Origin of the sequence: Nostoc sp. NMS9, assembly GCF_017114995.1 — a bacterium.
Taxonomy (GTDB): Bacteria; Cyanobacteriota; Cyanobacteriia; order Cyanobacteriales; family Nostocaceae; genus Nostoc.
In genome coordinates, this window is sequence record NZ_JABXKL010000039.1 from 140,293 (window position 1) to 152,472 (window position 12,180).

Consider the following 12,180-nt stretch of genomic DNA (forward strand, 5'->3'; position numbering starts at 1 on the left):
TCTATCTCTAGTGAAGTGATATCTGCATTAAAAACCAAGTGGCTAAACCACCTATAATCGCAATCGGAGCCGAAACACCCATCAAAGTTAAAACTCCAAATCCAGCTAATCCACCAGCAGCAGACCAGAAGCTATAAACAATTGGGTTTTGGTAAGGGAACTCACTACAAATACTAAAAAAGCAGAAGTCATTTCCTCTGGTAACAAGGAAGAATGTAGCAATGATAGCAACTGCTACAATTCCAAGTAAAGCTGATTGACTGAAAGAAAATGGAAGTTTAGAAGATTTGACAGTTACAGAAATTCTTTCCTCATCGTTACCTGTATTATTGACTTGTTCATCGATAGTTTTAGAATTTTCAATTTCAGAATTAGACGAAGCTTGGGTTATATCTGAAGATTTTTCCTGTTTTGATTTGTGAAATATGGGTTTCATCTGCAAATTTACTCCTTAATTGAGAAGATTGAAGATTAGAAAGAATTAAAACAATGTCTTAACGGTTTTAGCAGCTAACCATGCAAGCATCCCAAGTCCCGCAGCAATTGGTACGGGAACACCTAAAGCAGCAGCAGTCGCACCTACAGCAATTCCAATTGTTCCTGCATCTAAATTGGAAGTTATTGGTGTTACAGGTGGAGGTAACGGCGAAGGAAACCATCCTGGTGATGTATTACATTCTGCTGGAAGTTTAGAGAAAGCAATCATTGGATGGCAAGAGTGTTGAATTTGCAGAGTTTCGGTAATTAGCAAAGGAGTCCAAATTAATAAGCATACGACTAAAATTGCTGAAAACCGATGGCTATTCCATTTTTTTTGCCAACCATCCTGGTATTTTTTGAAAATTTCTTGCATGAGATGTAATATTCTGAAAAAGTAAAACTTGAGTGGAGATTTAATTAGCTCTTGCAAATCGAATAATACGCGCTTCTTTGCCAATACCTGTATTAATTAACTTGTGGAAATCAAGGGAAGAGCCGTATCCCGAATACGAAAGAGTAACTACAGAGCCTATTGGTGGTAAAATCGGATTAGCGTACCAATCGTACCAAACGAAGTATTGTTCACCGTTTCTGAATTGAATTAGAATCTTATCTGCGGCATAAGTGGAGTCCCAATCTAACTGTTGAACAACTGTTACTAGGTCTGTTACAGACATTTTTTAAATGCTCCTTTTGTTGAATAATAACGGAACTTTATTGCCTTGGTATTTGTATCTGGATGAGATTTTGGAAATATACAGATGTGGAGAAAAAATTGGAACCTGCTGACAAATTCTCAATTTAATGTGAGTTAAACAAACTTTAAAAACCCCTCTTGAAACCTCCTTTTAGATATTACAAGTTGCACGGCTTGCTGTGTGGCAACATCCACATCGACTCTAACTGCACCTAAAGGCGCACGTCTGGTTCTAAATAGGAGGGGAAAATATATTCCCCCTCGATCTAACTCAATACTTCACTGACTTAGCCAATAATTCTGCTTTGAAAATGAGCCACCTAAAATCTAAACTACCGAGTAATCCAGAACAAAAAATTTAGGTTTACAAATCTTCAGTTGCAGATTGCCTAATAGTTTCATTTGAGTATCGCCTTAGTCAGTTTGTAGGCTCCGAAAGCGCCGACTCCTGTTAGTCCACAAAGAATAACAGCTGCACCAACAGGATTTGCAAACACTACAGCCCAAGCTGCTGGCTGAAAAACAACATTACCAAACGCAGCAAACGGCCCAGCTGCTCCCGCAGCCCAAGAAACTGTTGCAGCAGATGCAGCTGCAACATTATTAATTGCAGCACCCGCTACAGCGCCACCAACAGCACCACCAATTGTTGCTCCAGATTGTACGATTACTTTTCCAGTTTCGTCTTTTGCTGACATAATCTTTCTCCTTGACTAAAATAATTAAAAAAGGGTAAGTCGAGGCTCTTGTGAGGTTCACTGCGTCAACAGGCATTAACGATTAAATTACTTAAAAATCCATATTTAACTTGGTGTTTTTGTTTATCAATCGTTCCTGATAGTTTTTAGATTAAACTGATTTTCAAAATAAATCCTTCAACTTGTTGCTCATGCAATTGCAGATTTCAGCCAAGCAGATTGCGTAAAACTGCAATCAATAATGTGCAGAACATTTCTGTAATTAATACTTGCCAATAAAAAATCATAATTTTCTTGTCTAAATAGCGGTATACTACAAATCAATTACTATTTTCATCACAGCTTGTGGTTACGCGATCGCACCATGCAAAAACCTAATAAATGCACCTTTTGAAAACATGCGATCGCACTTAGTACTACTTGGAAAACAATAATATCTCCAAGTTACGGACTAGCTTTTTGAATTGGTATTTGTTTATTTCCAATTCGAGTAATTTAATGAGTAACTCAATTACTTTTGCTTTCCTTGTATATTACAGTTATTGATAACTGAATTTATGCACCATTTCTGCTTATAGATGTGCATAAGTTTACTACTTAGACTGCAACTTTATACACATTTATATTTAATAACAATAAATAGTCTGACAATTTCTTTAAAACTTCAAACACTTAAAAATGTTGATAGCGCACTGAGAAATTAAATCCATTATCTTGCAGTGAGTCACCTTTATTATCTACTTCAAACAGTGGAATTGCGTAGTCTGCGCGTAAATTTAATCCCTGAAACGGTTGCCATCGCAAGCCTAAACCCAAGCTAGTAAGGGTTTGGAGACTAGGATTACTAACGAGATTATTCCACCCCGTACCAAAATCGAAAAATGGTACTAACTGTATGGTATTATCGTCTGTATAATCACTGAAATGGGCAAGAGCGTTAGGCTGATTTCGGGTAATTTGTGATGAAACTAGATTTAGTCAGGTTTTTTCAAGCTTGCAACCCCAGTAAAACTCTGGTCGTGAGCAAACCGGAGGATAGACAATATTATATTGATTTCTCTAAAGTGCGTGGTGCCAAGATTATTGAGGAACTTGGGCGAACTATCACCCGCCTTTCACCTGAGCAACCTACTTGTCAATTGTTTACCGGACATATCGGTTGTGGCAAATCCACTGAATTACTGCGGCTAAAAGCAGAGTTAGAGCAGCAGGGATTTCATGTGGTTTATTTCGAGTCTAGCCAAAGCCTGGATATGGCTGATATTGATGTTACAGATATTTTATTAGCAGTAGCTCGTGAGGTTAGTCAAAGTCTGGAAGCAATCAAAATTAACCTCAAACCAGGATACTTTAAAAATCTGTTTACGGAAATTTCTGAGTTTTTGCAAACGCCGCTAGATATAGGCGTTGAGGCTGAATTATCTGTAGGTATTGCCAAGATTACCGCCAAAACTAAAGATAGTCCCAAACTTCGCGGTCAGTTACGGCAATATTTAGAACCGCGCACCAACGGCATTTTAGAATCAATTAACAAAGAATTGCTCAAGCCTGCTAGAGAAAAACTCAAGCAGCAGGGTAAAAAAGGACTGGTGGTAATTATAGATAATCTCGACCGAGTGGATAATTCTCAAAAACCTTCCGGTCATTATCAGCCAGAATATCTCTTTGTGGAACGGGGCGAACAGTTAAACCAGCTAAATTGTCATGTTGTTTATACTATTCCCTTAGTGTTGATTTTTTCCAACGCTTTAGGAAGGTTAACAAATCGCTTTGGCGTAGACCCCAAGGTTTTGCCGATGGTTCCTGTGGAATTACAAGATGGTTCGCAATTCTCACAGGGAATTGTACTGCTGCAACAGATGGTTATGGCGAGGGCTTTTCCTGGTGTTAGTTGGGAACAAAGTCAGAATTTAATTACTGAGGTTTTTGATAGTCCTGATACTTTAGAGCGACTTTGCCAAGTTAGCGGTGGTCATTTGCGTAACTTGTTGATGTTATTGTTTCGCTGTCTTCAGCAAGAAGACCCACCTTTATCGCGGGAGTGTGTGGATAGGGTGATTAAACAACGCCGCAATGAGCTAACTTTGGCAATTACGCCTGATGAATGGGAATTACTACGTGAGGTAGCGCAAGCGAAAAACTTGAGAGGTCATGAAAGATACGAACTTTTGCTCCGCAGTATGTTTGTATTTGAATACCGGAATGAGGATGGTTCGTGGTTTGATATCAATCCGATTTTGGCACAAGCCAAGGAATTTAGGTTATAAATCGGCTGTAGAGGCGTAGAGTTATACGCTCTTAGCTATCAGGTATTTTGTGAAATAGTATAACGTTAGCTACATCAGCAAGTGCGGGAGCTATATCAACAAATGCGGGAGCTATATCAACAAATGCGGGAGCTACATCAGCAAGTGCAGGAGCTACATCAACAAGTGCGGCAGCTACATCAACAAGTGCGGCAGCTACATCAGTAAGTGCGGGAGCTATATCAACAAATGCGGGAGCCATATCAACAAATGCGGGAGCCATATCAACAAATGCGGGAGCCATATCAGCAAGTGCGGCAGTCGTGTCAGTCGTTATCTTCACAACTACAGCTCTTTTACAACTAGCAGAAATCGTCCTTTCTGCCTCCTGCCCCCTGCCTCCTGCCCCCTGCCTCCTGCCTCCTACCTCAAAACCCGTAACTTTGTACTTCATGCAAAAGAAAACTACTGTATGTTATGAGTAATCAGCAAGAACCGGAAAATTTAGCCTTTGACAATGAGGGTTCATTACAAACTTTAGTTAGAGCAATTACCTTTTCTCAGGGGCAATTTTCGCTGATTATATTGCGCTGTAATTATGTTGCTTTACGTCAGCGCATGGTAGAACGGCTGCACCAAGTCTCTCCTGTAGAAATATGCGAAATTACCTTACCTGCATCAGTCAAAACGCTTTACACAAATATACGCGAACAACTGGGAGATGAACAGCCACCTGCGTTGATGATTTTTGGTTTAGAGTCGGTTAAAGATATTGATACAGTTCTGACTTCAGCTAACCAAGTACGGGAGGAGTTTAGAAAAAACTTCCTGTTTCCGATATTGTTGTGGGTTAATGATTCAGTTCTGCAAAAATTTATTCGATTAGCAACTGATTTAGAAAATTGGGCAACTATCATTGAGTTTGAAAACCCTACTGATGAGTTAGTAAACTTCCTTCAGCAAAAAAGTGATGAAATCTTTGCAGGTAATTTCATGCCCAATCCTCAAATTTGCCGGGAACTAAAAACCGCCCGTCAAGATTTGCAAAATCGAGGAGAAGTATTAGAAGCAGCACTTCAAGCAAATTTAGAGTTTTTGCTTGGTTTAAATGATTATCTACATGACCAGATAGATTCTGCTCTATCACATTATCAACAAAGCTTGAGGTTCTGGCGACAAAGTAATTATTTAGAGCGACAAGGTATATTACTCGTTAATATAGCTTCAGCTTATAACCGCCAATCTGAAAAAATCCCAACAGAAAATCAACGTTATTGGCAAGAATCAAGAAATTATTTTCAGCAAGCTATTGATATTTTTGAACAAGCACAACGTTCAGATTTAGTTGCAAAACATATTACTAAACTGGGTGAAGTTCTGCGAGATTTGCAAGCATGGGCAGAGTTGCAAATCCTTGTGGAAAAATCTCTAGCGCTACATCAAAATTATGGCACGCCGTTGCAATTGGCTAAAGATTATAGTTTTTTGGCAGAATTAGCTTTAGAGCAGTCACGCTGGAATGAAGCTCATCAACTCGCGAGGCAAGCATTGCAAATATTAACTGATATACCTAATTTACAACTAGATGAATTTGGGTTGTATCGGTTTATTTTAGCTAAGTCGCAACAGGCTTTAGGTCAAGTCAAAGCTGCAATTACTAATTTAGAAACTGTAAAAAAGGAAAGTAATCATCAATACAACCCGCATTTGTATATATCTATATTAGAGACATTACGCTCACTCTATTTTGAGCAAGGTGAATATCTCAAAGCTTTTTATATTAAGCAAGAACAATTACAAATTGAACAACAGTATGGTTTTGGTGCCTTTGTTGGTGCATCTTATCTCAACCCGCAGCGACAGGCAATTAATTCTGCACAGTTGCAAGTAGAAAATCCTGAAACTATTGCTCAAGAAATTGCCGCTTCTGGTCGGGGACAAGATGTTAAGCGGTTGCGAGAAAGAATTGGCGGGACTGAGCATAAATTGACTGTAATTCATGGTCAGTCAGGAGTGGGAAAAAGTTCAATTTTGCAGGGTGGATTAATCCCGGCGCTGCAACAGCAAGCAATTGGTGAGCGAGATGCTTTACCTATTCTGTTACGAGTATATACAGATTGGGTGGGAATATTGGGGCAGAGTTTAGCTAAAGCTTTTGAGGAAGTTAGAGGGAATCAATTATTTGTGAATCTGGATTCTTCAGCAGCTATTGTAGAACAATTACGCAAAAATGCTGACCGTAATTTGTTAACAATTTTAATGTTTGACCAGTTTGAAGAGTTTTTCTTTGTTTATACCGACCAAAGTCAAAGACGATTGTTTTATGATTTTTTGCGAGTTTGTCTAGATATTCCCTTTGTCAAAGTAATTCTGTCTTTGCGGGAAGATTATTTACATTATTTATTAGATTTAGAACGTTTGTTTAATTTAAGTGCAATTAATAATAATATTCTTGATAAAAATATTCGCTATTATTTGGGTAACTTTTCGCCAGCAGATGCTAAAGCAGTTGTACAGAGTTTAACAGCACGCTCTCACTTTTACCTAGATCCTACATTGATTGAAAAATTAGTGCAGGATTTAGCAGGTGAGTTAGGGGAAGTACGCCCCATTGAACTACAAATTATTGGCAAGCAACTGCAAACTGAGAAAATTACAACTTTAGAAAAGTATTGTCAGTTTGGCACTAAAGAAAAACTGGTTGAGCGGTTTTTAGAAGAAGTCATCCATGATTGTGGTGCTGAAAATCAACAGGTTGCTCGACTGGTTTTATATTTACTCACAGACGAAAACGGAACTCGTCCTCTGAAGACTCGTGCTGAGTTAGCCGCAGATTTGCCAGCAGAAGTTGATAAATTAGATTTGGTGTTAGAGATTTTTGTGGCATCAAGGTTAGTATTGCTGTTACCAGAATCGCCTGCTGACCGTTATCAATTGGTGCATGATTATCTTGTGTCGTTCATTCGCCAACAGCAGGGAAGTGACTTGTTAGCAGAACTTGCACAGATACGTCAACAACAAAAGCTGACTAAAGAGGAGCTAAACCGTTCTTTAAAACGCCGACTGAGAGACTCTTATATAGCTGGAGTTGCAGTGGCATTATTCGCAGTCTTGGCTATGGCATTTGGGATAAGAGCGGAAGATCAAAAAAGACAGGTAGAAATAGGTCAAATTCTCACGCTTAGTGCATCCTCAAAAGCTCTTTTTACCTCGAACCAAGAAATTGAAGCGCTAACAGAAGGTTTAAGGGCAGGCAGACGACTAAAACAGTCAACTTGGATAGGTGATAATACCAAAATTTTAGTTTTTGCTGCTTTACAGCAAGCAGTTGATCAAATAAGAGAGCGAAATCGTTTAGTTGGTCATACTGATATTGTTTGGGGTTTGAGTTTCAGTCCCAATGGTCAGGTAATTGCTTCAGGCGGTCGGGAGGGCATTTTGAAACTTTGGAGTAATAATGGCAGGCTGCTTAAAAATATAAAAGTTCATAGCGTTATTACTAACCTAAATTTCAGCCCTGATGGTCAGACAATTGCTACTGCGAGTTTAGACGGGACAGTGAAACTCTGGAACACTAATGGTGTTTTGCTCCAAACCTTACAAGGGCATAGCAATTCGGTATATGACGTGGGCTTTAGCCCTGATGGCAAGACTCTCGTTTCTGCTAGTAAAGACAAGACTTTGAAAATTTGGAGTCGTGATGGTTTACTAATTAAAACCTTGAGAGGGCATAGTGATGAGGTAAATAGTGTAAGTTTCAGTCCTGATGGTAAAACAATTGCTTCTGCTAGCGACGACAAGACAGTTAAACTTTGGAGCACTGATGGCACTTTGCTTAAAACTTTAAGGGGCCATAGCGAAGGAGTTATGGATGTTAGTTTTAGCCCTGATGGTAAAACAATTGCTTCTGCTAGTAGAGACAAAACTGTGAAACTCTGGAACCGTTACGGTAATTTGTTCCAAACCCTTCAGGGACATAGTAATACAGTTTGGGATGTAAGTTTCAGCCCCAATAGTCAGATTATTGCTTCCGCTGGAGGGGACGGATTAGTTAAACTCTGGAGCCGAGACGGCAATGAGCTTATCAGCTTAAAACATAACGATGATGTCATAACAGTAAGGTTTAGTCCTGATGGTCAAATGCTAGCTTCTGCTAGTTTTGACAAAACTGTAAAAGTTTGGAGTGTTAATAATAGCCTCAAAACCCTGAGAGGGCATAGTAAGGGCATCAATAGCGTCAGTTTCAGTCCTGATAGCAAAATCCTTGCAACAGCTAGTCGGGACAAGACAATTAAGCTGTGGAATCGTAACGGTACACTGCTGAAAACCCTCAACGGTCATAGTGGTAGTGTTAGTTCGGTCATTTTCAGTCCTGATGGTTATACTATTGCCACTGCTAGTAAGGACAAAACAGTTAAACTGTGGAATCATGACGGTACACTGCTGAAAACCCTCAACGGTCACACTAATCGGGTTAACATGGTTAGGTTTAGTCCTGACGGTCAAATTATTGCTTCTGCCAGTGATGACAAGACAATTAAGCTTTGGCGTCGTAATGGTACAATACTTAAAACCCTGGCAAGACATAGTGATATCGTCAATAGCGTTAGTTTTAGCCCTGATGGCAAAATAATTGCTTCTGCTAGTGACGACAAGACAATTAAACTCTGGAAGAATGACGGCACTTTACTAAAAACCCTGCAAGCACATAGTAAGGTGATGTCTGTAAGTTTCAGCCCTAATGGTCAAATTTTCGCTAGTGCAAATTTGGAGAACACGGTGCAGCTTTGGACTCATGATGGCATATTGCTCAAAACCCTTATAGGACATAATGATACTGTCAATAGCGTTAGTTTCAGTCCCGACAGTAAAATGCTAGTTTCGGGGAGTTGGGATAAAACCGTAAGGCTCTGGGGAATTGATGGCAGTTTACTATATATTTTCAGTGGACATAAAGATGGTATCTTAGATGTAAGTTTTAGCCCAGACGGCAAAACGATTGCCTCAGCTAGTGATGACAACACAGTAATTTTAAGAAATTTAGATTTTAACCTAGATAAACTGCTGGCGCGAGGTTGTGCTTGGCTGCATGATTATCTACAAACTAACCCCAATGTTACGGATAGCGATCGCCATCTCTGCGACGATATCAAGTAAAAGCCAACTGATGTCTGGCGACAAGCTGCTTTGCGTCTTTTAACTTTGTAGAATTATCTTTAGCACAGCTATACACACTTTAAATGTGTATAGTTGTGCTGATAGGCAAAACACAGCGAAAAAAATTATGCATCGCCGGATTAACATCACCTTGCCGGATGAGACAATTGAACTAATCGATCAAGTCATTGAAAAAGGCGATTCTCCAGAGGAGAGGCTACGCCAACGCAGTAGATTCATCAACGAAGCTGTGCAATATTATATTGCTCAGAAAACCTTAGCTAATCTTAGAGAACAGTTAAAAGAGGGAGCCATCCAACGCGCAGAACGTGATTTGGGTTTAGTAGAAGAGTGGTTTGACTTGGAAGAAGAATTGTGGCACCGAAACGAAAAGTAAATTACCCCAAACGTGGTGAAGTATACTTAGTCAATTTCGATCCAACTATTGGTGCAGAGATAAAAAAAATACGCCCAGCTTTAATCTTACAAAATGATGTTTCTAACGAACATAGTCCAATCACAGTTGTAGCTGCCATCACCTCAAAGTTTGCAGAACCTTTGTATCCTACCGAAGTGCTGATTAGAGTGCCAGAAGGCGGTTTAGAGGATGATTCGGTTGTAGTTCTCAATCAGATTCGCTCAATTGACAAGCAAAGGCTGATTAAACGTTTGGGAATTCTGCACCCAGAAACGATTGCACAGGTAGATAGAGCAATTCAAATCAGCCTTGGTCTAGTAAACCTTTGAAGCGATGCCTGACAACAAGCAGATGCATCGTCTACGCTTACGACGTTTCTAAATTCTGCTCAAGGGTTGATTGCAAATTTTTGTGAAATCGCCAGAAAACAGATTCCCATTGTAGAACAGGCGATCGCCTGCATCAGCCATTTTGCACCATCCAAACCAGTTTGCCCAAAATTTGCTCAACCGGCGGCAGTGGATAATCGGTCAGGTCAATCGTAACAGTTTGCCCTTCCAGTTTAAGAAACCGCCAAACTGTACCACTCGTTACCGTTCCGTAGATGATTGAAATCGGCTGCTGCTTCTGTTGATTAAAGCGTTGAGCTGCCACCATCTCGGCTAAACATTGTCCCAGTGCTGGTTTAAGGTCTTCTTTCTTCGCTTCCACCAAAACCACCACAGGAGCCTTAATAAACAACTGCTCTGGAGAGCGACTAATTAGAAAATCGACATAACCCGTCAAATCAACCTCTGGCTGCACGCTGAACTCTTCACCCGAAAAGACACTAATTTGTCCTTTGAACTGACGTTTGACTTCTAACAAAACTGGATTGATAATACCTTCAGAACGCGCTTTTTCAGTACTGACTGCGATCGCCCAAGGCAGCGTTTCTTTCAGTGTATCTTTGAGTAAAGAACTTGGATTGACTGGGGAAATTTCAGGCAGAAAGCGATCGCCTTCAATGATAGTCAGTTGAAAATCCTCTACAGCTTTACTGAGGGTAAATTTACTATAAGGCATCAGGATTTTCCCTATTATTTTCTTATATAAAAACTATTTAATTAACCCGTAGCGAGCAAGATGCTTTCAATCCCACACCCGTCGCAAATTCAAGACAAAACCCGGCAACACCGCTTCACCCGACAACTCAGCAGGATTCTCCAACACTTCCACATCCTTAGCCAGTCGATAAATTTCCACCCGTCGCTGCTGCGGATCGATTAACCAACCAAGTTTAGCGCCATTGTCGATATACTCCCTCAATTTATCTTGCAGGGACTTGAGGGTATCTGAACTAGAGCGTAACTCAACTACAAAATCGGGGCAGATATTAGCAAACGTTCCTTTTTGTGCAGAAGTAAGCGCCTGCCATCGTTCTCCACTCACCCAAGAGGCATCGGGGGAGCGAGTCGCACCATTGGGTAAAATGAAGCCTGTAGAAGAGTCAAAGGCTTCACCAGGTTCGCCTGCATTACGCCACCACAAATACAATTCGCCAGAAATACTCCAATTACGTTTGCCAGTTTCCCAGCCTGTTGGTGGGTTCACTATTAATTCTCCTTGTGCAGTTCTTTCCAGTCTCAAGTCTCGGTTGGCTGCGGCTAAAGCAGCAAACTGTTCTTGGGTAACATACAGCCCAATCGACTTAGGCAACTCAATCAATAGAGTTTCGGTTTCTGGACTAGCGGGTGTTTGTAACATCTTGACCTCTTAGGGACTTCCAACTAAAAAAATATCCCATCGCTTTGAGGGCAGGGGAGCAGGGGGGAGAGAAAGTTGTTTTCAAGGAACGAAATTGGATAATTTATTTTCTGGAGTTCCCTTAACTAACAAATTCTACAAGCTTTCTTAGCGTCCGCCTCCGGCACTGTACGATCGCCCAAGCGTCTCGAACGCAAGCCCAATTGCAGATAATTATAAGCGATCGCCATCTTTTCTCTAACCCCCTTCTCCTCTCATGGGATGATGAAGTAAAAGGACTGGGGATTGGGTAATCTGACAATTTACGATGACCCAGACGATTTGCTACAGCACTATGACTCTTCTATTCTGGGCGCAAATGCTTAAATACTAAAAGAGTAAGCGATCGCGTGCCTAAAATTACAGCCATTCACTTTTAAAATATTCCCTGAGTAAGAGACAATAAATAAGACACCTGTCCTATGCCAATTATCCTATGGGGATAGAATACAGAGATGTCTGTAACAAAGCGGCTGGAAATTTTAGATTTAATGCGGGAACTTCGTCAGCCGCTCAATCTTTCTCAGAAACAGTTTGCTGCTAAAGTAGAAGTTTCCTTCAAAAGAGTCAACCGTTGGGAAAATGGGCATACAGTCCCTTCACGCATAGCGCTAAAACTAATAGAAGAAATGTTACGGAAAATGGGTGAACCCGGCAAAAGACTGCTAAATCAGTATTTTCCAGAAGCAGAATAGGGTT

The 12,180-nt window shown here is 40.4% G+C and carries 13 protein-coding genes; 5 read left to right on the top strand and 8 right to left on the bottom strand.

Annotated elements, in window-relative coordinates; genetic code table 11:
- Nucleotides 1-7: 7 nt before the first annotated feature.
- The 5 genes from HWQ40_RS13310 to HWQ40_RS13330 form a co-directional block, all read right to left on the bottom strand.
- Nucleotides 8-436, bottom strand: coding sequence for a hypothetical protein (locus HWQ40_RS13310; protein ID WP_292778424.1), 429 nt, complete (start codon nt 434-436; stop codon nt 8-10).
- 45 nt (nt 437-481) lie between these two features.
- On the bottom strand, nt 482-853 hold the full coding sequence (locus HWQ40_RS13315; protein WP_292778426.1) for a hypothetical protein: 372 nt from the start codon (nt 851-853) through the stop codon (nt 482-484).
- A 40-nt stretch (nt 854-893) separates the two neighbouring features.
- The gene (locus HWQ40_RS13320) at nt 894-1,157 is read right to left on the bottom strand and encodes a hypothetical protein (protein WP_292778427.1); all 264 of its coding nucleotides are present in this window, start codon (nt 1,155-1,157) and stop codon (nt 894-896) included.
- 418 nt (nt 1,158-1,575) lie between these two features.
- Nucleotides 1,576-1,875 carry a hypothetical protein gene (locus tag HWQ40_RS13325; RefSeq protein WP_292778429.1) on the bottom strand — a complete coding sequence of 100 codons (300 nt, stop codon included), beginning with the start codon at nt 1,873-1,875 and terminating at the stop codon, nt 1,576-1,578.
- Between the two features lie 672 nt (nt 1,876-2,547).
- Entirely contained in the window at nt 2,548-2,832 is a 285-nt protein-coding gene (locus HWQ40_RS13330) for a BamA/TamA family outer membrane protein (protein WP_366933988.1), read from the bottom strand.
- Between the two features lie 5 nt (nt 2,833-2,837).
- Between HWQ40_RS13330 and HWQ40_RS13335 the strand changes: the two genes are divergently transcribed.
- On the top strand, nt 2,838-4,142 hold the full coding sequence (locus HWQ40_RS13335) for a P-loop NTPase fold protein (RefSeq protein ID WP_292778431.1): 1,305 nt from the start codon (nt 2,838-2,840) through the stop codon (nt 4,140-4,142).
- Between the two features lie 31 nt (nt 4,143-4,173).
- Here the strand turns inward: HWQ40_RS13335 and HWQ40_RS13340 are convergent, their stop codons facing one another.
- A complete protein-coding gene (locus HWQ40_RS13340; RefSeq protein WP_292778433.1) occupies nt 4,174-4,575 on the bottom strand; it encodes a hypothetical protein in 402 nt (133 codons plus the stop codon).
- Nucleotides 4,576-4,598: 23 nt separating this feature from the next.
- On the opposite strand from HWQ40_RS13340, the gene HWQ40_RS13345 reads away from it, so the two are divergent.
- From HWQ40_RS13345 to HWQ40_RS13355, 3 genes are all read left to right on the top strand, one after another.
- Nucleotides 4,599-9,278 carry a hypothetical protein gene (locus HWQ40_RS13345; protein WP_292778435.1) on the top strand — a complete coding sequence of 1,560 codons (4,680 nt, stop codon included), beginning with the start codon at nt 4,599-4,601 and terminating at the stop codon, nt 9,276-9,278.
- A gap of 127 nt (nt 9,279-9,405) precedes the next feature.
- A complete protein-coding gene (locus HWQ40_RS13350) occupies nt 9,406-9,675 on the top strand; it encodes a hypothetical protein (RefSeq protein ID WP_292778437.1) in 270 nt (89 codons plus the stop codon).
- Nucleotides 9,654-10,025, top strand: coding sequence for a type II toxin-antitoxin system PemK/MazF family toxin (locus HWQ40_RS13355; protein WP_292778439.1), 372 nt, complete (start codon nt 9,654-9,656; stop codon nt 10,023-10,025). Before HWQ40_RS13350 ends, HWQ40_RS13355 begins: the two co-directional genes overlap by 22 nt.
- Before the next feature lie 133 nt (nt 10,026-10,158).
- Here the strand turns inward: HWQ40_RS13355 and HWQ40_RS13360 are convergent, their stop codons facing one another.
- Complete coding sequence (locus HWQ40_RS13360; RefSeq protein ID WP_292778441.1) at nt 10,159-10,761, bottom strand: hypothetical protein; 603 nt, start codon at nt 10,759-10,761, stop codon at nt 10,159-10,161.
- Between the two features lie 66 nt (nt 10,762-10,827).
- Nucleotides 10,828-11,442 carry a Uma2 family endonuclease gene (locus HWQ40_RS13365; protein WP_292778443.1) on the bottom strand — a complete coding sequence of 205 codons (615 nt, stop codon included), beginning with the start codon at nt 11,440-11,442 and terminating at the stop codon, nt 10,828-10,830.
- A 494-nt stretch (nt 11,443-11,936) separates the two neighbouring features.
- Here HWQ40_RS13365 and HWQ40_RS13370 point away from each other — a divergent pair, with 494 nt between their 5' ends.
- Entirely contained in the window at nt 11,937-12,176 is a 240-nt protein-coding gene (locus tag HWQ40_RS13370; RefSeq protein WP_292778445.1) for a helix-turn-helix transcriptional regulator, read from the top strand.
- The last annotated feature ends 4 nt before the right edge of the window (nt 12,177-12,180 follow it).

Bases quoted from the DNA above. Each gene is read 5' to 3' on its own strand.
- HWQ40_RS13310 (WP_292778424.1), bottom strand. From the start codon at position 436: ATGAAACCCATATTTCACAAATCAAAACAGGAAAAATCTTCAGATATA.
- HWQ40_RS13315 (WP_292778426.1), bottom strand. From the start codon at position 853: ATGCAAGAAATTTTCAAAAAATACCAGGATGGTTGGCAAAAAAAATGG.
- HWQ40_RS13320 (WP_292778427.1), bottom strand. From the start codon at position 1,157: ATGTCTGTAACAGACCTAGTAACAGTTGTTCAACAGTTAGATTGGGAC.
- HWQ40_RS13325 (WP_292778429.1), bottom strand. From the start codon at position 1,875: ATGTCAGCAAAAGACGAAACTGGAAAAGTAATCGTACAATCTGGAGCA.
- HWQ40_RS13335 (WP_292778431.1), top strand. From the start codon at position 2,838: ATGAAACTAGATTTAGTCAGGTTTTTTCAAGCTTGCAACCCCAGTAAA.
- HWQ40_RS13340 (WP_292778433.1), bottom strand. From the start codon at position 4,575: ATGAAGTACAAAGTTACGGGTTTTGAGGTAGGAGGCAGGAGGCAGGGG.
- HWQ40_RS13345 (WP_292778435.1), top strand. From the start codon at position 4,599: ATGAGTAATCAGCAAGAACCGGAAAATTTAGCCTTTGACAATGAGGGT.
- HWQ40_RS13350 (WP_292778437.1), top strand. From the start codon at position 9,406: ATGCATCGCCGGATTAACATCACCTTGCCGGATGAGACAATTGAACTA.
- HWQ40_RS13360 (WP_292778441.1), bottom strand. From the start codon at position 10,761: ATGCCTTATAGTAAATTTACCCTCAGTAAAGCTGTAGAGGATTTTCAA.
- HWQ40_RS13365 (WP_292778443.1), bottom strand. From the start codon at position 11,442: ATGTTACAAACACCCGCTAGTCCAGAAACCGAAACTCTATTGATTGAG.
- HWQ40_RS13370 (WP_292778445.1), top strand. From the start codon at position 11,937: ATGTCTGTAACAAAGCGGCTGGAAATTTTAGATTTAATGCGGGAACTT.